Below are 24,559 nucleotides of genomic sequence, written 5' to 3'. Positions count from 1 at the left end.
GCGATCGAGTCTCTCAACAGTGTCATCCGTTCGGCGACTAAGCGAAGAAAACTATTTCCAAGTGATGACTCAGCTATGAAAGTGGTGTATCTCGCCATCTCTCAGGCCGCAAAGAAATGGACGATGCCGATTCACAATTGGCGTATGGCCTTAAATCGTTTTATGATTGAGTTCGGTGATCGTATTCAAAAACACGATCACTAACTTGTTCCGTGGCATTTACACAGAAATTCTTACAGGCTCCGACTGTTAGCGAACTTCATTAAAAGAATGATGCCGCAACAAGCAAGTTAATTTGCATAAGTCCCAAACTAATCTAAAAACGAGTCATGTGAATAGTTTCAAGCTATTGTTAATTCTTACCACTTAACAAATAAGCCTCACTGTGCTTTGCGCTCATTATGTTTTTTGCGATAAATTCTCTCACTGACCTGATTTTCTTGCGCCTTCAAATTTGCCCGCTCCGCATCAGTCACAACGCCATCGGCTTTAGCTGCTCGTTTATTTGCCTGAATTTTTGCTTCCTGCAATCTCAGGTTTGCTGACTCACTCGCAGTTAATTCGCCAGAACGTTCGCCTTGTACGATACGTTTTTGTTGTTGAATTTGTCGCTTCGTGATTTGTGGTGTTGCCATATCCTGAGCCGAGGCAGGAATACAAGTCACTGATACAAAAAGACTCAAAGTCAAACCAGAAATAACTCGAACTGTTTTCATCATTTACCTTTCAAATAGTAGCCACGATTCGCTAGCTGTAGCCATTCATTATTCATTAACATTTATGAGCGAAGAACTCATACGTCCTCAACGCTGATACAGAAAAATTGATGACACCAACTTTGTAAAGAAGGTAAGCATTTGTAACTGTGGAGCTGGTTTAATCCGCAAAGTTTGCTGCGATTAAATCGATTCTATCGGTGCAAAATCCATCGACTCCCCATTTTAAGATCTCGCTTGCCCGCTCAGGAGAATTTACGGTGTAACAGAACAATCCAAAAGCGGCATTTTTGATTTGTGCTGCCCAAGCTTGTGTCAAATGCCTCTGATTCGTATGTAAGGCAATCGCGCCCAAATCCGTCAAAGATGTCAACCAAGTCGCTTCGTACTCATCCAACAAATAGCCGCGTGCAATTTCTGGTGCTTGTTCCTTGGCACTCCTTAGCGCGGCAAAAGAGAATGAAGAAAATAAAGGAGGGATAGCTTGATCACCTAGCTCGCGCATTAATTGCTGGGTCAAACTAGCGACGACTTTGCCAGTTTGCTCTTCAAAACCAGGGGCTGGTTTGATTTCCACGTTCATCCAGATTTGATGTGACTGACAAAATACAAAGACCTCTTCATAAGTTGGCACTCTCACATGCGAAAAACGCGTATCAAACCAAGAACCAGCATCCTTATTGAGTAATTCGGCAGCCAAAGTGGAGGCAACATTGCCTTGTCCCGCGATGGTGCGACCAAACTCTGGATCGTGCATTAGCACAGGGATGCCATCCTTTGATAACATCACGTCAAATTCGACGGCACGAAAACCGTAATCTAAGCCGCACTGGATCGCGGCCAAGGTGTTTTCTGGTGCCAAGCTACCACCGCCACGATGGGCAACAATTTTAGGATATGGCCACATCTTGCAATCCCTCTCAAATTCTAATAAATAAAGACAGCATATATGCAGACCTCCACGCAACACAAGACCGCACTTGGACATCTTCGCATTTTGGATCTGACCCGCGTCCTAGCAGGACCGTGGTGCTCACAAAATCTGGCGGATCTCGGTGCAGAAGTGATTAAGGTCGAACGTCCAGATTCAGGTGACGACACGCGAAGTTGGGGACCACCCTACTTACAAGATGCGGCCGGCAATTCCACAGGTGAGGCAGCTTATTATCTGGCGGCCAATCGCGGCAAACAAGCCATCACCGTGGATATTTCAACTTCACAAGGTCAAAGCATTATTCGTGAACTAGTCAAGCAATCTGATGTTCTTCTAGAAAATTACAAAGTTGGTCAACTCGCAAAATATGGTCTGGACTATGACGCATTAATACAGATCAAGCCTGATTTAGTGTATTGCTCCATCACTGGCTTTGGTCAAGATGGTCCCTACGCACATCGCTCTGGTTACGATTTCATCATACAAGGTATGGGTGGATTGATGTCTCTGACCGGCGAACGTGATGATCTGGCTGGCGGCGGGCCACAAAAAGCGGGTGTTGCGATCACCGACTTAATGACAGGTATGTACGCCACCATCGCCGTCTTAGCGGCCCTGACTCATCGTGACAAAACTGGCGAGGGACAATACATCGACATGGGATTACTTGACGTACAAGTGGCAATGCTGGCAAATATGGGATCCAATTATCTCACCAGCGGAAATATCCCAAAACGCTGGGGTAATGCACATCAAAATATCGTGCCGTATCAAACTTTCGCCACCGCGGACGGTCACATCATCGTCGCGGCAGGAAACGATGCTCAGTATCGTAAGTTTGTACAGATTGGTGAACGCGCAGAATTAGCCGACGACCCGCGCTTCCTCAGTAATCCACTACGCGTACAACATCGCGATATCTTAGTCCCCATGCTCGCTGACATGGTCAAACGTAAAACAAAAAATGAATGGATCAGCGCACTAGAGTTAGCCGCAGTCCCTTGTGGTCCGATTAATAATCTAGAAGAAGTGTTTAATGATCCACAAGTGCGGGCGCGTTGCATGCAAATTGAATTAGACCATCCCAAGGCAGGCATAGTCCCCTTAGTAGCCAGCCCGATGAAGTTATCAAAAACCCCAGTGGAATATCGGCAAGCACCTCCTCTACTAAGCCAACATACTGAACAATGTTTGCGCGACTTACTGCATTTTGATGACGAAAAGATTGCACAACTCAAGCTCGATGGGATTATCTAACTACACCAGAAGTCGTATTGCATGGTACTGCTTAAACTAAACTGAGGTAAAACAGAAAACAAGGGTCAACTGCGGCCAATGCGAACGCGTTATAAGCTCATCGTCATCACCTGCTGTTTTTCTTATCGCCCTCATTTCACTTGGAAACATCATGCGAAAAATTGCTTTATTTGCTGCTATTCTGGCACTAAGCCAACTGACTGGATGTGTAGTTCATCGTTATCGCTCAGAGCCTGTACGCGACTATAATTCTGGCTACAACACCCAGTATCCTCGACAATATCAAGACCAATATACGACTCGCTATTCGAATCAGTACGAAAATTCATATTCTTCGAATTATTCCGACAACCAAACAGAAATTGCGCAAATCGTTGATATTCGTAACATCAATGAAATCCGTGAAAGCAGCGGTGGTGGTGCCGTGGTTGGTGCCATATTAGGCGGTATTATTGGCAATCAAATCGGTCGAAACGATGATCGCTCATCCTATCGTGGACGTGGTTACGGTCGCCACAGCGGCAGAAGTAATGATCATGATGGTGGTCGCGCAGTAGCGACTTTAGGTGGCGCCATTATTGGTGGTGTCATTGGAAACGAACTAGATCGCGGTACCACCGAGCAACGTGGACACACGGAAATCACCATCAGAATGGGCAATGGTCAAACACATGCTGTGGTGATGAGCAATTCTGGGCAATTTCGTATTGGTGATCGCGTCAGAGTGGGTTATCGCGGTGGTCGCTGGATGATAATCTAAACGATGTTACTTGCCTCTAAATTAACGAGCAAACAAGACAAAGTCAAAGAGTAAAAATAAAAAAGCGCAGTGTGAGAAATCACACTGCGCTTTTTTTACTCAAAGCCAAACTTCAACAACAAAAATTCATACAGCCACTTGGAGCAAGACTTGCCACCGAATAGTCGCAAGTCCCACAGTCTTACTTCGCTGCGGCTTTCTTTGCAGCACCTGCGAAATCACCAGCGTAGTAATGTGCGATGCTTTCTGGTTTGATAAATTGACGAATCGCTGTATTGACCTGCTCCAAAGTCAAAGCGGCAATTTTCGCATCTAATGCTGCATCAAACGCCATACTACGACCCAAGAACAATTGATTACGCAAGGCACCGGCTAATGTTGGATCTTGAGCGCGACGCAAGGCATACGTCTGTGCCAAAGCTTGTTTCGCATCAGCCAACTCAGTCGCCGTAATACCGTCTTTTACAAACAAGGCCAACTCTTCTTTAATCGCATTTTGCAAACGCTCTAAGTTTTGTGGCGCAAACATTGCATACAGAGTCAAGCCAGCTGTTTTATCTAAAGCAGGTACGGAAACACCACTACCTACGCCATAGCTAATACCTTCCTTCTGACGAATACGACCAAACAAACGAGATTTGATACCACCGCCTAAAACATTATCGGCAACTAATAAAGCCGGATACTCTGCCGCCTGATCATTTAATTCAAACGGCAAGTCAGCCAAGTAGAATGCATTTGCTTTGTCTGGTGTTTCCAATTTAACAGAGGCTGTTGCTGCTGCCACTGGCAAACTTGGGGCACGTGTAAATTTCGCTGGGCTATTCCAATCACCAATGATGTTAGCCAATTTGGCTTTCACTGCTGGCGCATCAAAGTCCCCAACCAAAGTAAACTCTGCAGCACTTGCGCCATAGAAGTGCTTATAGAAGTCTTTGGCGGCATCTAGTTTGATCGCACTGTATTCAGCAATACCATCATCAATCGACGCTGCATAACGAATATCACCTTTTTTGTACGGTGCGTTTTTCTTGACTTTCATCGCTTCAGACGCAGCCGTTTGTGGCTCGCTGCGAGAACTTTCGAGTGCAGACAGGTTCTCTTTTACCAGCAAATCAAATTCAGTTTGCGGGAATGCTGGTGCACGCAATACGTCACGCATGATATCCAATAATGCAGGTAAATTGGCACGTACCGTTTCAAAGCTCACCGCCACGTTTTGACCCGCGCCAGAGATCGTCAATTTCGCTTTCAACTCGCCCAATTTGGTATCTAATTCAGCACGTGACAATTTGCTAGAACCACGCATCAACATATCCGCTGCGATATCAGAAGCAACAGTTTTTCCGAATAATGAGGTCTCATCACCCAAATGCAAATTCAAACGACCAGTCACAGTTTCACCACGTGTTTTTTTACTCAACAACGCCACTTTGGCGCCATTTGCCAAATTGAATTTTTCTGTACGTTTATCAATATTCGCTGGGGTCGCATCAAAAGTCTCACCCGCCTCGACTTTCGCGCGGCCTTTGTAACCATCCACTAATTTTGCGACATCCGGTGTATCAGGAATTTCCGCGCGATCAGGTGCAGCGACTGGAATGTATTGACCAAAACTGCGGTTATCTTGTTTGAAGTAATTCTTCGCCACACGATTGACATCGGCCAGCGTTAAGGCCTCGATACGATCGCGTTGAATGAAGAACAAACGCCAATCACCCATCGCGATTGATTCGGACATGCTCACACACAAACGCTGAGGATCATTAATCGTTTTTTCCAAATCGTTGAGCAAAGTCGTTTTGGCGCGTTTTAATTCCGCTTCGGTAACTGGATTCTTTTCCAGACCTTCGACTGTGTCGATCAAAACTTTCTTCGCTGCATCGACGCTTTGATCCTTACTCAGCATCGTCAAGTACATAGAATAGCCTGGCTCAGCTAATTGAAAGACGATTTGACCAACGCCGACTGCTTGCTTGGTTTCAACCAATTGCTTATGTAAACGACCGTTAGGCGATGATCCTAAAATGTCACCCAATGCCGCCAGTGCTGCAGCGTCCGCATGGCTACCAGGTGCGGTTGGATACAAGACTGCTGCCATTTGTTGATCAGTAACACGACGTACGGTCACTTCACGCACACCATCACGTGCTTGTTCACGCGTCCAAGTTTTTTCTAATTGGCGGCTAGGTTTAGCAATCCCGCCAAAGGTTTTTTCAATCAATGCTAAGGTTTTTGCAGTATCAAACTTACCAGCTACCATCAATACGGCGTTATCTGGTTGATAGAACTTGCGATAGAAACCTTGCAGGTTATCAATCTTTACACCTTCCACGTCGGCGCGTGCGCCAATGGTGTTATTGCCGTAGTTATGCCAATCGAAAGTCACTGCAGCTAACTGCTTCCATAACACGCGGAAAGGATTATTTTCACCGATTTCCATCTCATTACGTACTACAGAAAATTCCGTATCTAGGTCACTACGAGCAATTTTGGAATTGATCATACGATCCGCTTCCATATTCAACGCCCATTGCAAATTATCTTCGCTAGAGGGAAAAGTTTCATAGTAGTTCGTACGATCATAAAAAGTCGTACCATTAAATTGCATACCGCGCTTACTTAATTGTTCCATCAAGTTCCCACTCGTCTTAGTCCCCTTGAACAGTAAATGCTCTAACAAATGCGCCATTCCGGTTTCACCATAACTTTCATGGCGTGAACCTACCATGTAGGTGACATTGACTGTGGTCGTGGGTTTAGAGGCATCGGGTGCAAATAAAACGCGCAAACCGTTGGCCAGACGGTACTCGGTGATACCCTCAACGGAAGTGTAGACAGCAGCAGGTGCAGTTTTAGCAGATTTTGCTGCTTTTGCCGCAGGCGCTTTTGCATCTTGTGCGATGGCTGGAAGGACAGCGGAGGCAGAACTAAAAGCTAACGCAAAGGCGAGACAGATTGGTTTCAATTTCATGGTGTTCCAGTTTAAGAAAGATAGCGAAGCAACAAAAAAATCTTCATGAAGTATTTTTATTGCACCAATTAAAGCACTAATTTTTTTCGCTACGAAAGTAGCAAGACGGTATTCATAGCATACCAAAATTGACAAGCTATTAGGTGTTTTCCGGTCTCAATAGCTTATACGCGACGAGTTTTAATCGCGAGAGTTCTATGTTAGAGAGCAATTTTCCACGTCAAATTTATATCGAAGAAAGCTGCCCTTAGGTACTTAGGTAGCATAATTAAAAATTCAACCGTGAATTTAATTAAGTTTTCAAAACTACGTGTTCGATTCATTAAATTGGCGTAAACGTACGGCAACAAACAGCATCACAATTCCCGCGACTACACTTAACCAGAGCGATATTCCCTGCAATGCCAACCAAGCTTGCTGGGTGATATTTTGCAAACTGAAATATTGCTCAGGAAGGCCAATGTTTTGCTGCTCCAGCAACCAACTTGCAGGAAAAACCCCAGAGATTAGTCTGAGGACGATATGAATCGAATACCAGCGAACGTCCCACCCAAAATGAAAAACATAATTCAAGAGTAATAGTAATCCTATGGATAAAACAGGAATCCCAAAAGCCCAAGGAAATACGCGCGATTTGGCCCAAGCGGACACCATCAAAAACCAGGCTACGCTTGGTAATGCCCAAACAAAGTAGAATGGCAACAGTACGAGAACATCTAAGGATGCGGTATAAAAATCGAGGTTTCCGATCAAAGCCCAAAGCAATTTAACCGAGGTGAATTCAGATACGAAACCAAACAAGAACATAGAGGCAAAAAGCAACGTACTTACCATCATCCACATGATGAGTGGCAATAGAAATAATGGGAAAATGATTTTCGAAAGTATGGTTTGTGAATCCGCAATCGGAAAAGACTTCCAAAATAATATGCTTCGATCAAGACGTTCAGTGTGCAAGGCACTCATCAAATAGAGAATCGACACAAAGCCACCGATACAAAACATCCAAAAATGACACATTTGAATCACAATCGGCAACTGACTTCCTAATGTTGCGATGAAATCGCGGATCAAATTAGCGCCAGCCAATGGGTCGGTTTGCATCATTTTGTCGTCGCCCAAGATTTTTGTGTGCATACGCCAAGGACTATCGTTAAAAGCAGCCGATAAAAAAACAGCACAGAAAGTAAATGCTATTCCCAATGGGCCCCAAAAAAACAAATACTTGTTTTCCCAAAATTCCCGCTTCAGCAACCATCGCATTGTCTTTAGAAAAGACTTAATTTCAGACGTTTTCACTTGATGGTTTAACAGCTTTGGGACTTGAAACCCTGTTATCGCATTCATTAGTAAACTCCCTTCATCATTGTCACAAACAAATCTGTTACGGCTGGTGTCCTTGTCTCTCCCAGTTGTTTAAGTTGAGCGCGGGGGACACCATCAAACAGCATTAAGGATTTACCAAATACTATACGTTGATCAATCGGTTGCAATCCTTGCGCTGCATCCCGGTTCGCCGCATCGACACTTAGTTCTGTAAATCGATCTTCGATCTCGCCCATCGAGGATTGGAGCACGATTTTCCCCTCTCGTATAAAGATCAAATCACTCAACATATGTTCAACTTCTTCGACCTGATGCGTCGTGATAATGATAGTTTTCCCCTCGTCAAAATAATCCTCCAACAAATGCTGATAGAATTTTTTCCGATACATGATGTCGAGACCCAAAGTTGGCTCATCTAAAATCAATAGCTTCGCGTCGATTGCCATAATCAAAGCAAGATGCAATTGCACGGCCATACCTTTTGACATCGCCTTAACTTTCATGTTCAAACTTAATTTGGTCGTAGCCAAATAACGCTCTGCTTTTTCGCGATTGAATTTAGGATGGACTCCCTCGACAAAATCAATCGCATCACAGACGCGCAACCAACGCGGCAAAATCGCCACATCGGCAATAAAACAAACTTCCTGCATTAGAGCATCACGCTGCGTGCGCGGATCAAAACCTAAGACAGACAGTTCTCCATCAAATGGTGTTAGCCCAAGAATTGCCTTGAGTGTCGTTGTTTTACCTGAGCCGTTTGGCCCTATCAACCCAACAATACTGCCAGGCTTAATTTCAAAGTTAATTTGATTAAGCACATTCTGTTTTCCAAAACTCTTGCTCAAAAACTTTGCGGATATCAATGCTTCCATCATGAAGTCTCCTGATTATTTTGCTTGTTTTGCTGCTGTACTAGTTCACTAAGATCTAAACCCAACAGTTCTAATCGCAATAAGGTCGCAGGCCATTCTTCAATCAGAAAGCGCTGACGTTCACTTGCAAGTAATTTTTCTCTTGCTCCTTCGATTACAAACATACCGATGCCGCGCTTGACCTCCACCACCTTTTCATCAACCAATTCTTGATAAGCTCGAGATACCGTGATCGGATTCAATTGAAATTCAGCCGCAATTTGGCGTACCGACGGCAAAGCGTCGCCCGCTTGTAAACGGCGATCCAAAATCATGGCTACCACTTGCTCCTTTAATTGCCGATAAATCGGCGTGTTGTCGTTCCATATTGCGGCCATGGGGGCTCCTGACTACTTTATCCATTTAGCTAAATCACTGTTGTAGTTAACTATAACACCAAGATTCCATATTGAAAATACTTTCCTACTCCACGATATAATTTATTTGAGAACAACTTCAATTCCGCAGCTTGCAGCTAAAATGCTGCGTCTCGCAAAATTAAATTCCAGATTTGAGCAAGCTTACCCACAGGAGAAATGATGAAAATAAGAAATTTTGTATTGAGTGCAGCGACAATTGCGCTGGCTAGTATTGGTATGAGTTCCAGCGCTTTCGCAGACGAACGTGGCTTTACCGTAGAAGATATGCTGAAGATGGAGCGCGTTGCCAGCCCTGCCGTGTCACCTGACGGCAAATTGGTCGTGTATGCACAACGCACGACGGATTTAGAAAAGAATCGCGGTCGCTGGGATCTGTGGATGATTAACTTGACCGAGGCCAAGCCGACACCGCAAAAATTAACCAATACCAACGTCGATACCGAGGGCAACAATAGCGGACCACAATGGTCTGCCAAAGGCGATGCAATTTATTTCGTTTCTAGCCGTTCTGGTAGTGGTCAAGTATGGCGCTTACCTGTCGCTGGTGGCGTAGCCCACAAGGTCACGGATTGGCCTGTCGATGTAGAAAGTTTTAAAGTCTCACCGACCGAAAATCGGATTGCAATGGCAATGGAGGTTTTCCGCGATTGCGCAGATTTAGCCTGCTCCAAGGATCGCTTAGAACGCAGAGCAAAAAATAAAGCTAGCGGCAAGATTCACGATAAATTATTTATTCGCCATTGGGACACCTGGGCGGATGGACGCCGCAATGTTTTGTTCAGCGCCGCTCTCGATACCAACCATGTTGCCGCTAAAAAGCCTGTGAGTTTAAGCGGCAGCCTAGAAGCCGACGTGCATTCCAAACCTGATGGCGACCAAGAAGATTATGCATTTACGCCAGATGGCAATAACATCGTGTTTTCGGCACGGATTGCAGGCAAAAGTGAAGCATGGTCAACCAACTTTGACTTATTTAAAGTTCCGGCAGCCGGGGGTGAAGCGCCAGAGAATCTGACTGCTGACAATCCTGCATGGGATGCCAAACCGACCTTCTCTCCAGATGGTAATACCTTAGCCTATCTGGCAATGAAGCGCCCTGGTTTTGAAGCCGATCGCTTTCAGATCATGTTAATGGACGTTAAGACTGGCAAAAAACGTCTCTTAGCGGACAAATGGGATCGCTCTGCAAGTAATTTGACTTGGTCAGAGGATGGTAAAACGCTTTACACCAGCGCTTTCGATCTTGGTCAATTGCGCCTATTCGCCATCGATACCACAAGCGGCAAAGTGTCAGCATTAACGGACAAAGGTGCTGTCAGTGGCTATGATGTACGTGCGAACACCGCCGTGATTGCCAAAGCCGATTTGTCATCCGGCGCGCAACTGTACCAGACAAGCATAGGACAGACAGCTTGGAAACAAATCACGCAGGTTAACAAAGACGTCTTGGCCGACGTGAAATTCGGCGAGTACGAACAATTCACCTTTGCCGGTGCAAAAGGCGAGAAGGTCTACGGCTATGCTATGAAGCCTTGGGATGCGGTGGAAGGCAAAAAATATCCTGTCGCTTTTATCGTTCACGGTGGTCCACAAAGTAGCTTTGCAAATAACTGGAGCTATCGCTGGAATCCACAAACCTACGCTGGTTCTGGTTATGCCGTCGTGTTCATCGACTTCCACGGTTCACTTGGCTATGGACAAGCATTTACTGACTCGATCAGTCAAGATTGGGGCGGTAAACCTCTCGTCGATTTAAAATTGGGGATGGCTGCAGCTGCTAAACAGTTCCCTTGGTTAGATAGTCAGAATGCTTGTGCGCTCGGTGCATCTTATGGCGGCTACATGATGAATTGGATCGCGGGTAACTGGAGTGATGGCTTCAAATGCATCGTCAACCATGCTGGCGTCTTCGATACACGTGCGATGTATTATTCCACCGAAGAATTATGGTTTAACGAATGGGAAAATGGCGGCACTTACTATGATGTCCCAGCGAAACATGAGAAATTTAACCCAGTAAGTCACGTCAAAAAGTGGAAAACACCGATGTTAGTGACGCAAGGCGAAATGGATTTCCGTATTCCAAGCACGCAGTCTTTTGGTGCTTTTACTGCCTTGCAGCGTCGTGGTATTGAAAGCCAATTGCTTACATTCCCAGATGAAAATCATCACATATTAAAACCAGCGAATTCTTTGCTATGGCATCACACTGTAATCAACTGGATGAATCGTTATTTGCAAAAATAATCTCCATCTAGCAGTCGCGGCTATAAGAAATTAATCGCGTTAACCTTAAAGGGAGCCGACAAGTTGTCCGCTCCCTTTATTTCACACTAAGCCTAGCAAAAGAAAAGCAACGCTACGTTAATTGCATGTCCGCACTGGAAATGCCAATCAGGCTAATGGCAGCCTGTATGTCGGTTGGGGTCACTGCAGCAGCGATCGCCATACCCTGCTGAATTGCCGTTTCGGGAGTGGCATAACCCAGCCCCCAATTGACCGCAAACATTTTTGCCACCGCAATCTTATTATCAAGCAAATCGGAAACCCAACCCCATTCTGGATTACCTTTGGAGCCATGCGCCGCATCCAAAATAGTCGAAACCAATTTACCCCGACTTGCCGTACCTTCTGTCAACTGAGTATTCCAATAGGCCAATCCCTCAGCATCGGGACCATCGACGCGTCCAAGTACATTTTGGTAAACCTTAATGATAAATTCCGTATTACTCATGCTTGCGGTGAAACCTGTCAATTCAGAATATTCAACGCCAGCTTCATAAAATACTTCGGAGATCAGGTCAATTTGCATCCCTGATTTCATTTCGCCTATCCAATACGCCAAACCATCCGCCTCAGGAACGCGGTTAAAGAATGCCACATACAACTCAATCAAGCGTTGGACATTTTCCGCTGGGGCAGTCGCCGCAAAATCTTGAATTTTCAAATTCACCGTCAGATCATCGAACTTCAATGATTCCACACTCGTTAAACTATCACTACCAACATTACCCGTCTTGGGCGCTACAAAATAATTATTCGCAATGTGATTAAGCTTATAAGTAGACAGCTTGCCAGCAAACACGACGATATCATTTCCGGCACTGCCATTAATGGTATCGCTTCCCGCGCTACTTATGAGGATGTCATTAGCAGATGTCCCTGTAATGATTTCACCGACCACGGTCTTAAAAGTATAAGACTGCTGATTAACATAGAGATTCGCCGCGGCATCCTTAACAGCGCCCGAACTTAATTCGACAGAATAATCTTGGCCATAAGATAAATTTTGGCTAGGATTAATGAGTAAATTTTTACCATTTAATGTTAAGTTCTTACTCGTTGCGATATCAAATTCTTCGACGATTTTTCCATCCGCCGTCTTGATTCGGACAGTACCCGTAGCGGCGATGATGTTTTCACTAAAATTGAGTACGATGTCTTGTTGTACCGGCAGATTATTAGCCGCACTAAAACTAATCAGGGTAGGTGCTGCTGTGTCGGCAAAATAAGTCGCGAGATCGACGCTATCCCGTTTGCTTGCAAAGGTCAGCTTCTCGAAATTAAAAAGCGTGGCATGAAATTGCGCACTCGCACCAGAAACCGAGTCCACATAAATTTCACCATTACTCCCTTGCGTAATCGTGTATTCAGAGCGTAGGGAAGTTCCCAGATCAAGCGTATCAACACCGCCCAAACCATCAATCACAAATGTGCCTGGATTGACCACCGTCCAAGAATCGTTACGTTCCGTACCTCTAATTGTTGCCATGATATTTACTTCCCAATGTAGATCGAAAGAGCGTGCTTAGCGATGTCATTTAGCTTGGCATCGAACTATTCTTATGAAGTCTTCCCTGATAGTCTATCGCCAAAAACCGAACATTTGCTTTTTCCAAAAAATCTAATGCCTCCGTTTGTAGCAACATCCCTATCGTGGTACAACTTCCTGCCATGGTAGCCAATGGAGCCATCACGGTGATGGACCGCCAATGCTGAACAGGCCGCCCCGTGTACGGGTCCAAAATATGACAATACCGCTGTCCATCAAGATCGAAGTAACGCTGATAATCACCGCTCGTTGCCAGGGCACCGCGCTCGATCGGAATAGTCGCCACTAGCTGGTCTATATGCCGTGGGTCTTGGATGCCAAATTGCCACGCTTGCCCATCGGGTTTAGGACCAAGGATTCGAATATCGCCACCAAGATTGACATAGCCAGAATCAATCCCATTTTCTGTCAAAATCAGAGCGGCGCGATCAGCCGCATATTCTTTTCCAAATCCACCAAAATCGATCTCCATACCAGGCTTTGGCAAACGTATCTCCTGATTCTGCAGTTCAACACTATCCCAATCAATCAATGCACATACTGATTGAAGCTCGAGTTCAGAAGGCAAGGTCGGTAGCGAAAAATTCCAAGCCCGACGCAATATTCCTGCGGTAATATCAAACATCCCTTCACTTGAACGATACAAAGTATCGGCATACTGCAACAAGGTCCAAGTTTCGGCATCCACCTGAATTGCATTGGCACCAGCAGCCTGATTTATTTGACTGACGATACTTTCGTTCCGATAGCGCGAATATTTTTCTTCAATGCGTTGTACTTCTGAGATAGCTTTGTTGGCAAGTAGTTGTGCTTTACTCACCTCAGTTTGCGCCAGCACCACCTCGCAGGTACAGGCCATCGCTTTAAAGGGAAATCGAAAAATTTGCATACATCACTTCAATAAAATCTTGGTATACCCTAAAACTGTCGAGAAACACCGATCTGATAACTACGCGCATAAAAGCTTTGCAACCCGGGGCTGCCACGTCCAAATAATTTGAGTGCGGCAGCTTGCTTATACTGCTCGAGTTTAAAGTCGACCAACCAATCCTCGTTGAGCTGTTTAGTCAACTTCAAACCATAGGTCAGTGCACCAAATGCAGAAACCCGATGATCCTCTGAAAAGAATCGAGCGTCGTCAGGTGGATTGGGTGGAAATGGGAAATCTGCAGGGCCAGCATCGACATAAAACTTCGCTGCACTCTGGCTGTGCAAACGCACCATAGGCGTAATTGTCCAACTCTGTGCAAAAGGCTGCACCACATCGATGCTCGTCGTGTGTGCCTTGATTTTCCAACTGTCTACGTAATAGCGATAACTCAGGCGAACCGAACTTCCTGTGCTCTCTATGTGATGGTTCAAGCGTAGCATCATCGTCTTATTGTTTCGATCTCGCGGGCGTTCATCAAATACTTTATACGGATCAGAAAAATAACCGCGCCCCCGTGACAATCCAATATTCACTTGCACGATATCATCCGGTGTCAACACTTGGGAGACACTGAACAACACATCACGAACTGTTTTCTTCTCCGCTTGCACTATGCCGTTAGTCGGATTAATTTCATCATTGCTGGCACCCAGTGCGGCCGTCCAAGTCGTGTTTCTATTATCAGAGTTTAGGCTAGCCTGAATCGATAGTCCTTTGGAAATATAGTCTGACTCATGTGAATAATTCGCGGCCACACTAACACTACTATTTTCAAAAAAGCGCGTGATATCGGCATCAGCGGCATTACGACGATCACGCATCTTTTTTATACCAGAACTATGGTAAGCCGGTGAAGCACCAGAAATACCATCGGTGGTCATCGAGGAGCCAATCGCCCACTCTCCAGCCACAGGAACAATTAATTTCACCGCCGTGGCACGAACGCGAATGCGGTCAGCATCGGTTTGATAGTCAAAATAATCCAAATATTTGACCGCGATCGAGGCTCGTTCAGGAGCCTCATCGGCTTGTGAATTTTCTATAACAAACAGAGACAGCGCTGCCGTCATGAGCGCGGTTCCTACCTGTTGGCAAGTTGTTGATTCTGATTTTGGGTTCATGGTCTCTGCAGGTCTCGACAGTTTGTTCATTTCACATTCAATTACATCCACATCCACCGCCACCCACACTTGCCCCGCCAGCAGCGCCTTCTTTGCTGAAGTAGATATGATCGACAAATTTACCGTCTAGGAGATCACGATCAAATTTCATCTCCTGCCGCGCCAATTTACCTTTTTCCCATGCTTGAACTTTGCCAATCGCGCCTAAGGAACTGCAACCGGCAAGTCCAGCAATCAAGGGCAGTAGTAAAATGAGTTTTAACATTCGCATGATTTCGCCTTTTTGTTATTACGCAGATAGCACACTGGTATCGCTAAACTGATTATCATTGATTCCCAGCAATCATCGCACAAAAATCCGGCAATCCAAACACCAATCATTCAAGCTGACATTCATTACCATGTCATAGTCATTCGCACGCAACGGTAATCTCTAATCTCTATTGCAAAAGCCCTATTAACTCCCAATTCACTCCCTATTTTATGGCAACGTCGTTGAAAAACCTCCTACAATGTGTGAATCAAAAACCACCAGGACAGATGATGTCGCCACTCAAAATATCGTGCCTCAGCCTACTATTGTTCGCGGCGTTAAGTGGACACGCACATGCAATCGAACGAGGACAATCAGCACCGGAATTTTCGATTCCCGGGACCAATCGCCAACTCAAACTCAGTGATTACCGTGGCAAGTTGGTTTATCTCGATTTTTGGGCGTCGTGGTGCGGGCCATGTAAAAAGTCTTTTCCTTGGATGAACTCAATGCAAGAAAAATTCGGACCTCGCGGCTTAACGATCATCGCTGTCAATCTAGATACGAAGACGGAAGACAGTGACTTGTTTTTATCGAAAGTGCCAACGAATTTCCTGATTGGTTTTGACAAACAAGGCGAGCTCCCAAAGCGATATCAAGTGCAGGGCATGCCAAGTAGTGTCTTAATCGATAGAGAAGGAAAAATAATTGCTATCCATAAGGGCTTTAACGAGACTAGCGCAAAGAGAATTGAAGAAGAGATTGAAGTTCAATTACAAAAAAAACCATAAACCACGGTCATTGAACGCAATAAAAAAACGCAACACCGGATCACACCAGTGTTGCGTTTTTTATTGTCAACAACGAAAAGAGCGGTAGAGCCTTACTTCGCCATCAGCACTTTATTCTGTGCGTCCAACCAAACTTTCAGTGGCGCAAAATAATCGATGATGGCGCTCGCATCTAACTTATCTTCGCCTGTTGCGACTCTTAATGCCTCGTTCCATGGACGGCTCGCGCCCATTTCCAACATCGCTTGAAGTTTCTTACCAGCGGCTTTGTTTTCGTAAATCGAGCAACGATTTAATGGGCCGGTGTAACCCGCTTCACGGCACAGGGCACGATGCAATTGGAACTGCAAAATGTGCGCGATGAAATAACGTGAGTAAGGCACATCCGCTGGAACATGATATTTAGCACCGGCATCAAAACCATTTGCTAACATCGGTGCAGGACGTTTCACACCTTGATATTTTTCACGTAATTCCCACCAAACTTTATCGTAGTCTTGTGGCTTGGTTTCACCCGAATAGACTTTCCAACGCCATTGATCGACTAGATAGCTGAATGGTAAAAACGCGATTTTTTGCAATGCCTTATCCAGCAACACACCTATGTCTTGCTCAGGCGCTGGGACTTCTGGCAATAAACCAAGTTTATGCATGTAACTAGGCGTCGTCGACAAAGCGACTGTGTCGCCAATCGCTTCATGGAAGCCATCATTCGCACCATTTTTAAACAGGAAAGGCTGATTGCGGTAGGCCAATTGATAGTAAGTGTGACCGAGCTCATGATGAATCACCAAAAACTCTTCGGTCGTTGGCTTGATGCACATCTTAATCCGCACATCCGTCAAATTATCAACGTCCCAAGCAGACGCGTGACAAACGACTTCACGATCACGTGGTTTGGTAAATTGTGACTTTTGCCAAAAACTCGCTGGTAAAGCTTCCATGCCTAACGAGGTATAAAAACCTTCTGCCATCTTAGTCATGGCTTTCGCATCGATATTTTTTTGCTTTAAGCTATCAGCGATATCGACATTAGCGGCTGGGCCTTGCGGCTTGACCAAGGGATATAAGTTATCCCAAGATTGACTCCACATATTGCCAAACAAATGCGCTGGAATTGGTCCTTCGCTCGGGACTTCGTCCTTACCATACGTTTGCTGCAATTTGAGACGCACGTATTGATGCAAAGAGTCATAGAGTGGCTTGACTTGCTGCCACAAACGCTCAGTCTCCGCCGCAAAAGCTTCTGGTGGCATATCGTATTGTGAACGCCACATCGCGCCGGTATTGGCGAATCCCATTTCGCGGGAACCCTTGTTCGAAATGTCGACGTATTTGACATAGCGATCTTTATAGGTCGCCGCTTGTGCATGCCAACCCAGCCATGCGTCTTTCAATTCTGCAGGATTACGACTGGTCGCGAGGATGTTTTCTAGCTGTCCAAGATTCAAACAAGTGCTGTCGTCACCAGGTGTTTTGCAGTAGGTCGCTTTACCGTAGGCGCCATTCATTTGTGCCGACAATTGAGTGTAAGCCTCACGATCTTTGTCATTACTTAAACTCATACTCAATTGCAGTAATTTGAGCTTGCGTTTGCTATCCGCAGGTAATGCCAATTTATTGTAGCGTCGAGCTTGAATCGCGATTTCGCCTGCAGCTGCGAGTGCGAGTTCATTGGCTTGCGCCGCCATCGCTTCGGTATCGTCCGTAATATGCGTTTCATAAACCCAAGCCGCGCGCCCTGCCGCGTTGGCTAATTTTTCTAAGCGGGCTTCGGCATCTTTCAGGAATTTTTCTGCTTCGGCGACGGTTGGCGCAGATTTTTTTGCTGGTTTACTCTCTTGCGCCTGAATTGCTAGTGGTAAACTGAACGCGGCTACACTAGCCAAAGCTGCAGCGATTTTCTTCGTATGAAACATTGACACCCTTTCTCGATTCTTCATAGGGAATAATAAAAAACGCGTAGTTTACACCTAGCTAAGACTTAGACCCATGTCAAATTAACATTATATTTAAAGTGTGCGTCGTTTTTCTTATACCGCAGCGTCAAGTGAGCCTTTCTTCATTTGGCGACTTAAACGTCAGCGCTTATCGCATTTCTTCGATACCAAGCGCATACTCACCTACACTGTTTGATAATCTGTAACAGCTCATCCAGATCGCCTCCGGCATCATGAGTGCAATGCAGTCACTACGCTATGAATGATAATTGAATTTCCATATGAATTACTCTCCCATGCTACGTCAACTCAGCTCGCCTGAATTCCGCCTGCGTCTTCTGAAGTCTTTACTTTGGCTGACAGGCTTTAATATTGGGGTTGCACTATTTATTACCTTAATCCTGCGAACTGGCCAATCTTTCTTTGTCAATCTTGTCTTCTCGATGTTGATCGGCTACAGCATTAATGTGGTCATCGTCACTTTGCGTTGGTTGATTTGGCGTGACCAAAAGCCACCGCGATTTCTTTTTCTGTTGATGTGTATGGTCGCCGCACCGATTGGTTACTTCATCGGTGGCACCATTGGTATGACCATCTATGGCCTCAAGACACCCGGATTTCTATCGGTGATCAAGAGCGGCGAAGGCATCATGGTTCTCATGAGTATCTTCATCAGTCTGTTTGCTGGCATATTTTTTTGGAATCAATCCAAACTCGCAGAACTCGAAGCCGAACAAGAAAAAGAAAAAGCACGTACGGCCGCCATCGAAAAACAAGCGATGCAAGCGCAATTACAACTACTGCAGGCGCAAATCGAGCCACACATGCTGTTCAATACCCTAGCAAATTTGCAGGGCTTAATCGCCTTGGATCCGGCTCGAGCACAGCATATGTTGGAGCAACTAATCCATTATTTACGTGCGAGCTTACTGTCTTCAAGAACCGAACAAACGACTTTAAAACATGAGTTCAATCTGCTTACCTCTTACTTGGAATTACTAGCCATTCGCATGGGTAAACGCCTCACTTATCAGACTGATTTACCTGCAGAATTAGAATCACAAGGCATCGCACCTATGCTGCTACAACCGCTAGTAGAAAATGCGATTAAACATGGCATAGAACCAAGTATGTCAGGTGGCAGTGTGCATGTCAGTGCACAACGTGAGGGCCAATTTTTACACTTAAAAATCATCGATACCGGCATGGGTCTACCTGCAGACTATGACGAACATCACCAGCCGGAACACCATCATAGTCATGTGGGCAACGCGAATGTGCGCGAACGCTTACTAGCGCTGTATGGCGCACAAGCCAGCCTGACATTAAAGGATAATTTACCAAATGGTGTAATCGCCCATCTTTGCATTCCCTTATCTACCGAATAAATTGATTAGAGCAACCATGAAAACTGTACGCGCACTCATCGCTGAAGATGAACACATTCTCGCCCTCACTTTGCAAAAAACATTAGAACGCCTGTGGCCGGAATTAGAACTTTGTGGCATTGCCGAGAACGGTGTCGAGGCAGTCAATCAAGCGCTAAAATTATTCCCAGAAGTGATTTTTCTCGATATCAAAATGCCGGGTAAAACGGGACTAGAAGTGGCCGAAGAATTAGCCGAAGAATGGCCTGGCGATAAGGCTTTTCCTCTGATCGTCTTTGTCACTGCCTATGACGAATTTGCGATCCAAGCATTTGAGCACGAAGCCTGTGACTATGTACTCAAACCCATCAGTGATGTCCGCATCGCGAAAACCGTACAAAGACTACAAAGCAAACTGAGCGATCAAGCCCAAGTTCCTAGTGAATTAGAGCGTATGCTCGCGCAAATCGGCAAGCTAGCACCTGCCTTGATGGGTAACACGCAAACTGGTACAGAGCGTCTCAGCATGATACGGGCGGCAGTCGGCAATCAAATTCGGATGATCCCCGTTGACGAGGTCTTGTTCTTCGAAGCCACTGACAAATACATTAATGTGGTGACTGCCGATCAAGCATGTCTGATCCGCATGAGCTTACGTGAATTAATGCCGCAACTTGATCCCCAGATTTTTTGGCAAATTCATCGTAGCTATATCATCAACAGCCGCTATCTGCAACACGCTACCCGAGATGAAATGGGTAAATTGACGGCACATGTCAAAGGTAGTCAACAAAAATTGCAAGTAAGCCGGGTCTACGCCCATTTATTCAAGCAAATGTAAAATGCGGGCTGACATTGAGCGAACAACATTCAACGAGTAAATCATGCAAACAATTCACTGGCAATGCTGCCAATTTTCCAAGCTGAACGCGATTCAGCTTTATGCCATCTTGCAAGCACGCTCCGCGGTCTTTGTGGTGGAGCAAAACTGCCCCTATCTGGATATGGATAATGTAGATCAAAGCTGCTTACATCTCATCGCCTGGACCGAGCAGCAAGAAGTCGCCGCGTATTTACGCATCGTTCCACCTGGTCTGAAATTTAACGAAGCGTCTCTAGGCCGTGTCATCACCACACAAATAGGCCGTGGTGCTGGTTTAGGCAAACAATTGCTACAACATGGTATTGCAGCCTGCCAAAACGCTTATCCAGAGTCAGCGATTCGAATCGCGGCACAAGCGTATTTGGAGAAGTTTTACCAATCGTTCGGCTTTGTCACGGTATCCGATGAATATCTGGAAGATGATATCCCGCACATCGATATGCTATTAGCAGTACAAGCAAATACTTAAACGATGCAGCATACCTAGTTTTGGCGGCATGCTGCATGTCACACTAGAGCTGGTACAAATAATTTAGTTTAACGAAAGCACGACGCCCGGTTCGCAGAGACAAATCCTCAGTTCTCTGCAAATGCTGGGGATTGCCAATCAAAGCCAAATTTTCTTGACGATTACCGTAACCCGCAATCACACTGGTTCCAGGAGATAACATATAGCTGATTTGCAGATCGGTGTTCAACTGCTTGCCTGAGGGCAAAGCACTCAAGCGTGGGTTACTGGCGAGCTGGTGATAATCAGCAATCACCCGGACACCCAAAAATCGATTGTGTTGATAACTGAGCTTCGTACGCCACATCACATTACGATACACGCTGCGGCTGTCCGTCGGCACACCAGAAGTCTGGTGAGTCGTCTGTAAATCATTCCAAAGTAATTTCTCTTCCAGTCGCCACCGCGGATGAGGTTTGAAAGTGAGCGTCAGATCCACACTGCGACCGCGCCCCATAAAGGAAGGCAGACCTTGGGCGGGCGTATAGTTAATACTATCCATGATGCCAAACTCAGTCATCGCACTGAGCCAGTCAAACCAACTACTGCCTGCATTGACTAGCCAACCTTGCTTACGATATTCACGCCTTTCATATTTTTCAAAAGCCTGTCGGGTGAACACTTCCAACCACGAATCCCGACTCGCCTCCGCCAGCATACCCAAGTTGATCGTCCAGTCTTGCAATTGATTCTGTTGATTACGCGCCACGTCGGTATTGAGGACCGCACCTAATTTTTGCAAGTGATCATGGTCTTCCACATGCCACAGGTATTTCGCTTCCTGCTTCAATTGTTTAACGTCAGTACGCGGCAAGAACGCCAGACTATCTGCAAAGTGTTGAGAGATATCCAGATACTTGAGCAATAATTCCAGATGTTTGCCATGATGTTTCGCTTCAAGAAAATTCAAATGGCCGCGTTCTGATATCTCACCACGCTGAGTTTGACTACGAGCGAGCTGCATTTGAAAAATCCAGTTTTCATCCAGCTGATAGCGTCCATCTATACCGGCAACACTATCACGTGTGTCTGCCAAGCGGCGGTCAGTCACTAAGCCACCGAGACTGACATCATGATTCACATCATTTTGCACTCTTGCCATCGCAATATGCGCTGTTGCATCAATGTCTTCGCTTGCCGCCTGATCATCAATCAGTAGACCACCATACGCCCAAGAACCACTGCGCCCCGTCAGTCGCATACCTGCTTGTGGTTGGCTGATACGTCGAGAAAAAAACAAAGAATTTGGCGTCTGAAAAAAACTCGCATTTTCTAAGAAAAATGGTCGTTTCTCTGGAAACAAAACCTCGTACCGCTTATCAATCACAATCTGCGGCTCATCTGACTCCACTTCGCTAAAGTCAGGTTTAATCGTCAAGTCGATTGCACTTGCATCACCAAGCACCCATTTTGCATCGAGACCGAATTGCACTTTACTGTCCTGCTGCCACAAGGGTTTGCCAGCGTCGTCCGTATTGAGTGCTCGTGAATTGCCGATATACACGAATGGATTCAATTGGGCGTTACGTCCAGCACTGAGTTTTTCAGGGATCGTCATCGTGGCAAATTGCGGCACAATGCCAGCCATTTGCTTGGTAATATGCGGCCAAAAAGACTCTTCATTCAAACGCGCAATCACACGTCCAACCGCCACGCCCCAAGTTTGTACATCAGCATTTTTAAAGCGCAGACTTTTTAAAGGGATGGCTAAACGCGTCACATAACCATCTGCCGTTAACTGCCCTTCGGACTCCCATTGTGTATCAAAATTATCATCAGGATCAAATCCTTCCGTGCGCTTAGAATCTAATTGAACGCCATGGGGATTCACAAAAAATGTGAACGACCTACGTTTATCATGAAAGGTATCTAGCTCCAAAATAACAAAATCGTCGCCAACAAAATCTTCTCGTTTCGCGATGCGCGCACGGATCAAGGCAGGATCGTCTTTCGCCACAAATACTGCATAGAAATGCGTGTCGTCATACGACAAATAAGCGCTAGTCTCTTGCGAAGCAGGTGTGCCATCACCAGGCGAGCGTTGCTTAAAATCTTGAATTTTTAACCCAGCATTCGCTGGCACACCACTGACAAAATCGCTTAACTGCGGAGCTGATTGGGCACGAGGGATTTGCAAATTACTTTGTGCAATCGCTGTCGACATCAAGAACGACAAACCCAGTGCTATCACTAGTTTTTTCAACATACTTTCTCACAGATACAATAATAAAGCCGACAAGAAAAGACTGCGCATTACGGCTTCGGCATCGTCTTAGTAAAAACTGCCGCATGGTACCAGAAATGAAAAATGAGTGACATCAAAAATAGCAAATCTAGCGCTCAGATTGTGCATTGTCCGCAAATCGTACATCCGCAAGACTATGTCAATTCACCGGAGTCGGTAACAACTTATACGCTGCTTGTACCAAGCTCAGCTCAATGCTTGCCGACTGTTTGCTTTTGTTAGACCACATCCAACAATAATCCTGCGCGATCTTGGTCTCGAATTGTTCCGCGACTTCTTTACGCGCCTGGTGTTTCACAGGCAAAGTCACTTTTTTACCTTCATGATAATGAATATTAAAATCCAAGGCCAGCGGGCTTTTGTATTGCCAATCAATTTTCAAACCGGCTGCTAATTTTCCGCACACTTCTAGCATACCGCCAGCTTTGATCTCTGTCTTATGTTGAAAACGACCTTTCTCGTCCCACTTTAACTCGACCAAACTGGCAGCAGCTTGATTGCTGACCGCGATACAAGTAAACAACAAGACGGTCGACAGTAAGCTAGTTGAGAATTTAGTGCTTGTGCTCATGCGCATGCTCCGCTTCTTTATTGGCTGGTTTCGCGCTCGACTTCTTGACGATAGCAAATGGGGTAAAGCGTGCTTGTTCCGCCGGTTTTCCTGCCATCGTCACGGTCAAAGCACCTTTCAAATTAGCGGTCGACGCATACGTTGCTTTACCGACTAAACGATTCTCACCTTCTGGTACTAATTCCACAGTCGTTTTTTTCGCGCCCTGTACCAGTGTCAACGTCGCAGTTGCACCCTTAGTAGCAATCCCTTTATTCCCGTGATCAGTCACATACACAGTCACTGGATTTTCTTTGGCTGTCTTACTGTCTTGTGCCAACACCAATTCGAAATGATATACCCCAGCCATACGAGTTTGGCCACCGTTTGGTGATTTGATCGAATCGAAATATTTATCGTCATGGGCGTACACACTGCTGACGCTGGCCGCGCTGATTGCGATACCCGTTAATGCTGCAAAAACGAATTTGGAGAGTTTCATAATGTTTCCTTTTCTAAAAAATATGGTGATGCTAATTTCATCTCGTTTAGTTTAATCTTTCCCGCGATGACATGAATTTATCAGCGAAAAAGATTAAAGTCACTGGATCCCTGCCTACGCACACTGCTGTCCGGAATAATTTTATTGACAGTTCTATTTTGATACTCCCTTCTCCCGCAAGCGGGAGAAGGGGCGGGGATGAGGGAGTTTCAGGTTCGATTAACGATATTTAAGAATTTAAAAAGCGATTTCTTCACCACCTCGCCTTAAAAATTACGATACAACTTCTGAACCACCCTCACCCTAGCCCTCTCCCGCTCGCGGGAGAGGGAAACTTGACAGCCACCACTTATCGTTCTTTTTCAAGTCCATTCA

The 24,559-nt window shown here is 45.5% G+C and carries 21 protein-coding genes and 1 pseudogene; 8 read left to right on the top strand and 14 right to left on the bottom strand.

The window, feature by feature from the left end; genetic code table 11:
- On the top strand, nucleotides 1–204 hold a 204-nt coding region (locus H8K52_RS11015; RefSeq protein ID WP_186922947.1), incomplete at its 5' end, for a transposase.
- A gap of 176 nt (nucleotides 205–380) precedes the next feature.
- Here H8K52_RS11015 and H8K52_RS11010 read toward each other — a convergent pair.
- Both H8K52_RS11010 and ugpQ read right to left on the bottom strand, forming a co-directional pair.
- Nucleotides 381–716, bottom strand: a complete 336-nt coding sequence (locus H8K52_RS11010) for a hypothetical protein (protein ID WP_222613755.1) — start codon at nucleotides 714–716, stop codon at nucleotides 381–383.
- Between the two features lie 160 nt (nucleotides 717–876).
- Nucleotides 877–1,623 (bottom strand): glycerophosphodiester phosphodiesterase, encoded by a 747-nt coding sequence (gene ugpQ, locus H8K52_RS11005; RefSeq protein WP_186922946.1) that lies wholly within the window; start codon nucleotides 1,621–1,623, stop codon nucleotides 877–879.
- Between the two features lie 42 nt (nucleotides 1,624–1,665).
- Here ugpQ and H8K52_RS11000 point away from each other — a divergent pair, with 42 nt between their 5' ends.
- Both H8K52_RS11000 and H8K52_RS10995 read left to right on the top strand, forming a co-directional pair.
- The gene (locus H8K52_RS11000; RefSeq protein ID WP_186922945.1) at nucleotides 1,666–2,907 is read left to right on the top strand and encodes a CaiB/BaiF CoA transferase family protein; all 1,242 of its coding nucleotides are present in this window, start codon (nucleotides 1,666–1,668) and stop codon (nucleotides 2,905–2,907) included.
- Between the two features lie 151 nt (nucleotides 2,908–3,058).
- Nucleotides 3,059–3,667 carry an outer membrane lipoprotein gene (locus tag H8K52_RS10995; protein ID WP_186922944.1) on the top strand — a complete coding sequence of 203 codons (609 nt, stop codon included), beginning with the start codon at nucleotides 3,059–3,061 and terminating at the stop codon, nucleotides 3,665–3,667.
- Between the two features lie 181 nt (nucleotides 3,668–3,848).
- Here H8K52_RS10995 and H8K52_RS10990 read toward each other — a convergent pair whose 3' ends face one another.
- From H8K52_RS10990 to H8K52_RS10975, 4 genes are all read right to left on the bottom strand, one after another.
- Nucleotides 3,849–6,641 (bottom strand): M16 family metallopeptidase, encoded by a 2,793-nt coding sequence (locus tag H8K52_RS10990; RefSeq protein ID WP_186922943.1) that lies wholly within the window; start codon nucleotides 6,639–6,641, stop codon nucleotides 3,849–3,851.
- 306 nt (nucleotides 6,642–6,947) lie between these two features.
- Nucleotides 6,948–7,778 carry a hypothetical protein gene (locus tag H8K52_RS10985; protein ID WP_186922942.1) on the bottom strand — a complete coding sequence of 277 codons (831 nt, stop codon included), beginning with the start codon at nucleotides 7,776–7,778 and terminating at the stop codon, nucleotides 6,948–6,950.
- A 209-nt stretch (nucleotides 7,779–7,987) separates the two neighbouring features.
- Entirely contained in the window at nucleotides 7,988–8,842 is an 855-nt protein-coding gene (locus H8K52_RS10980; RefSeq protein WP_186922941.1) for an ABC transporter ATP-binding protein, read from the bottom strand.
- On the bottom strand, nucleotides 8,842–9,219 hold the full coding sequence (locus H8K52_RS10975; RefSeq protein WP_186922940.1) for a GntR family transcriptional regulator: 378 nt from the start codon (nucleotides 9,217–9,219) through the stop codon (nucleotides 8,842–8,844). The genes H8K52_RS10980 and H8K52_RS10975 overlap by 1 nt, the downstream gene beginning before the upstream one ends.
- 201 nt (nucleotides 9,220–9,420) lie before the next feature.
- Between H8K52_RS10975 and H8K52_RS10970 the strand changes: the two genes are divergently transcribed.
- Nucleotides 9,421–11,508, top strand: coding sequence for a S9 family peptidase (locus H8K52_RS10970; RefSeq protein ID WP_186922939.1), 2,088 nt, complete (start codon nucleotides 9,421–9,423; stop codon nucleotides 11,506–11,508).
- A gap of 352 nt (nucleotides 11,509–11,860) precedes the next feature.
- On the opposite strand, the pseudogene H8K52_RS10965 reads toward H8K52_RS10970, so the two are convergent.
- The 4 genes and pseudogenes from H8K52_RS10965 to H8K52_RS10950 form a co-directional block, all read right to left on the bottom strand.
- Nucleotides 11,861–13,033 (bottom strand): annotated as a pseudogene (locus H8K52_RS10965) (DUF4214 domain-containing protein); the annotation flags it as partial.
- Nucleotides 13,034–13,082: 49 nt separating this feature from the next.
- Nucleotides 13,083–13,982 carry an FAD:protein FMN transferase gene (locus H8K52_RS10960; protein WP_186922937.1) on the bottom strand — a complete coding sequence of 300 codons (900 nt, stop codon included), beginning with the start codon at nucleotides 13,980–13,982 and terminating at the stop codon, nucleotides 13,083–13,085.
- Between the two features lie 29 nt (nucleotides 13,983–14,011).
- Nucleotides 14,012–15,145: a DUF3570 domain-containing protein gene (locus H8K52_RS10955; protein ID WP_186922936.1), complete on the bottom strand. Its 1,134-nt coding sequence runs from the start codon at nucleotides 15,143–15,145 to the stop codon at nucleotides 14,012–14,014.
- A gap of 37 nt (nucleotides 15,146–15,182) precedes the next feature.
- On the bottom strand, nucleotides 15,183–15,416 hold the full coding sequence (locus H8K52_RS10950; protein ID WP_222613754.1) for a DUF4266 domain-containing protein: 234 nt from the start codon (nucleotides 15,414–15,416) through the stop codon (nucleotides 15,183–15,185).
- 272 nt (nucleotides 15,417–15,688) lie between these two features.
- Between H8K52_RS10950 and H8K52_RS10945 the strand changes: the two genes are divergently transcribed.
- Nucleotides 15,689–16,189 carry a TlpA family protein disulfide reductase gene (locus H8K52_RS10945; protein ID WP_186922935.1) on the top strand — a complete coding sequence of 167 codons (501 nt, stop codon included), beginning with the start codon at nucleotides 15,689–15,691 and terminating at the stop codon, nucleotides 16,187–16,189.
- 92 nt (nucleotides 16,190–16,281) lie between these two features.
- Here the strand turns inward: H8K52_RS10945 and H8K52_RS10940 are convergent, their stop codons facing one another.
- On the bottom strand, nucleotides 16,282–18,108 hold the full coding sequence (locus tag H8K52_RS10940) for a M2 family metallopeptidase (protein ID WP_186922934.1): 1,827 nt from the start codon (nucleotides 18,106–18,108) through the stop codon (nucleotides 16,282–16,284).
- Nucleotides 18,109–18,410: 302 nt separating this feature from the next.
- Here H8K52_RS10940 and H8K52_RS10935 point away from each other — a divergent pair, with 302 nt between their 5' ends.
- Genes H8K52_RS10935 through H8K52_RS10925 form a run of 3 tightly spaced genes read left to right on the top strand, consistent with a single transcriptional unit; the run spans nucleotide 18,411 to nucleotide 20,848 of the window.
- Nucleotides 18,411–19,517, top strand: a complete 1,107-nt coding sequence (locus tag H8K52_RS10935) for a sensor histidine kinase (RefSeq protein WP_246464450.1) — start codon at nucleotides 18,411–18,413, stop codon at nucleotides 19,515–19,517.
- A 16-nt stretch (nucleotides 19,518–19,533) separates the two neighbouring features.
- Complete coding sequence (locus H8K52_RS10930) at nucleotides 19,534–20,337, top strand: LytR/AlgR family response regulator transcription factor (RefSeq protein ID WP_186922933.1); 804 nt, start codon at nucleotides 19,534–19,536, stop codon at nucleotides 20,335–20,337.
- A 43-nt stretch (nucleotides 20,338–20,380) separates the two neighbouring features.
- Complete coding sequence (locus H8K52_RS10925; protein WP_186922932.1) at nucleotides 20,381–20,848, top strand: GNAT family N-acetyltransferase; 468 nt, start codon at nucleotides 20,381–20,383, stop codon at nucleotides 20,846–20,848.
- 43 nt (nucleotides 20,849–20,891) lie between these two features.
- Here the strand turns inward: H8K52_RS10925 and H8K52_RS10920 are convergent, their stop codons facing one another.
- The 3 genes from H8K52_RS10920 to H8K52_RS10910 all read right to left on the bottom strand — a co-directional run bounded on the left by H8K52_RS10920 (nucleotide 20,892) and on the right by H8K52_RS10910 (nucleotide 24,184).
- Nucleotides 20,892–23,093, bottom strand: coding sequence for a carbohydrate binding family 9 domain-containing protein (locus H8K52_RS10920; RefSeq protein ID WP_186922931.1), 2,202 nt, complete (start codon nucleotides 23,091–23,093; stop codon nucleotides 20,892–20,894).
- Nucleotides 23,094–23,271: 178 nt separating this feature from the next.
- The gene (locus H8K52_RS10915; protein WP_186922930.1) at nucleotides 23,272–23,703 is read right to left on the bottom strand and encodes a hypothetical protein; all 432 of its coding nucleotides are present in this window, start codon (nucleotides 23,701–23,703) and stop codon (nucleotides 23,272–23,274) included.
- On the bottom strand, nucleotides 23,687–24,184 hold the full coding sequence (locus tag H8K52_RS10910) for a hypothetical protein (RefSeq protein WP_186922929.1): 498 nt from the start codon (nucleotides 24,182–24,184) through the stop codon (nucleotides 23,687–23,689). The genes H8K52_RS10915 and H8K52_RS10910 overlap by 17 nt, the downstream gene beginning before the upstream one ends.
- Nucleotides 24,185–24,559: the final 375 nt, after the last annotated feature.

This window comes from Affinundibacterium seohonense, from assembly GCF_014284305.1.
Classification (GTDB): domain Bacteria; phylum Pseudomonadota; class Gammaproteobacteria; order Burkholderiales; family Burkholderiaceae_D; genus Undibacterium; species Undibacterium seohonense.
Note: the sequence above shows the minus strand (reverse complement) of the source record. Positions and strands in the feature narration are given on the sequence as shown.

Coding starts and splice junctions, on each gene's coding strand:
- H8K52_RS10985 (WP_186922942.1), bottom strand. CDS start 7,778: ATGCACACAAAAATCTTGGGCGACGACAAAATGATGCAAACCGACCCA.
- H8K52_RS10930 (WP_186922933.1), top strand. CDS start 19,534: ATGAAAACTGTACGCGCACTCATCGCTGAAGATGAACACATTCTCGCC.
- H8K52_RS10950 (WP_222613754.1), bottom strand. CDS start 15,416: ATGCGAATGTTAAAACTCATTTTACTACTGCCCTTGATTGCTGGACTT.
- H8K52_RS10955 (WP_186922936.1), bottom strand. CDS start 15,145: ATGAACCCAAAATCAGAATCAACAACTTGCCAACAGGTAGGAACCGCG.
- H8K52_RS11010 (WP_222613755.1), bottom strand. CDS start 716: ATGAAAACAGTTCGAGTTATTTCTGGTTTGACTTTGAGTCTTTTTGTA.
- ugpQ (WP_186922946.1), bottom strand. CDS start 1,623: ATGTGGCCATATCCTAAAATTGTTGCCCATCGTGGCGGTGGTAGCTTG.
- H8K52_RS10960 (WP_186922937.1), bottom strand. CDS start 13,982: ATGCAAATTTTTCGATTTCCCTTTAAAGCGATGGCCTGTACCTGCGAG.
- H8K52_RS10980 (WP_186922941.1), bottom strand. CDS start 8,842: ATGGAAGCATTGATATCCGCAAAGTTTTTGAGCAAGAGTTTTGGAAAA.
- H8K52_RS10935 (WP_246464450.1), top strand. CDS start 18,411: ATGAATTACTCTCCCATGCTACGTCAACTCAGCTCGCCTGAATTCCGC.
- H8K52_RS10945 (WP_186922935.1), top strand. CDS start 15,689: ATGTCGCCACTCAAAATATCGTGCCTCAGCCTACTATTGTTCGCGGCG.
- H8K52_RS10925 (WP_186922932.1), top strand. CDS start 20,381: ATGCAAACAATTCACTGGCAATGCTGCCAATTTTCCAAGCTGAACGCG.
- H8K52_RS10975 (WP_186922940.1), bottom strand. CDS start 9,219: ATGGCCGCAATATGGAACGACAACACGCCGATTTATCGGCAATTAAAG.
- H8K52_RS10970 (WP_186922939.1), top strand. CDS start 9,421: ATGAAAATAAGAAATTTTGTATTGAGTGCAGCGACAATTGCGCTGGCT.
- H8K52_RS10910 (WP_186922929.1), bottom strand. CDS start 24,184: ATGAAACTCTCCAAATTCGTTTTTGCAGCATTAACGGGTATCGCAATC.
- H8K52_RS10990 (WP_186922943.1), bottom strand. CDS start 6,641: ATGAAATTGAAACCAATCTGTCTCGCCTTTGCGTTAGCTTTTAGTTCT.
- H8K52_RS10995 (WP_186922944.1), top strand. CDS start 3,059: ATGCGAAAAATTGCTTTATTTGCTGCTATTCTGGCACTAAGCCAACTG.
- H8K52_RS10920 (WP_186922931.1), bottom strand. CDS start 23,093: ATGTTGAAAAAACTAGTGATAGCACTGGGTTTGTCGTTCTTGATGTCG.
- H8K52_RS10915 (WP_186922930.1), bottom strand. CDS start 23,703: ATGAGCACAAGCACTAAATTCTCAACTAGCTTACTGTCGACCGTCTTG.
- H8K52_RS10940 (WP_186922934.1), bottom strand. CDS start 18,108: ATGTTTCATACGAAGAAAATCGCTGCAGCTTTGGCTAGTGTAGCCGCG.
- H8K52_RS11000 (WP_186922945.1), top strand. CDS start 1,666: ATGCAGACCTCCACGCAACACAAGACCGCACTTGGACATCTTCGCATT.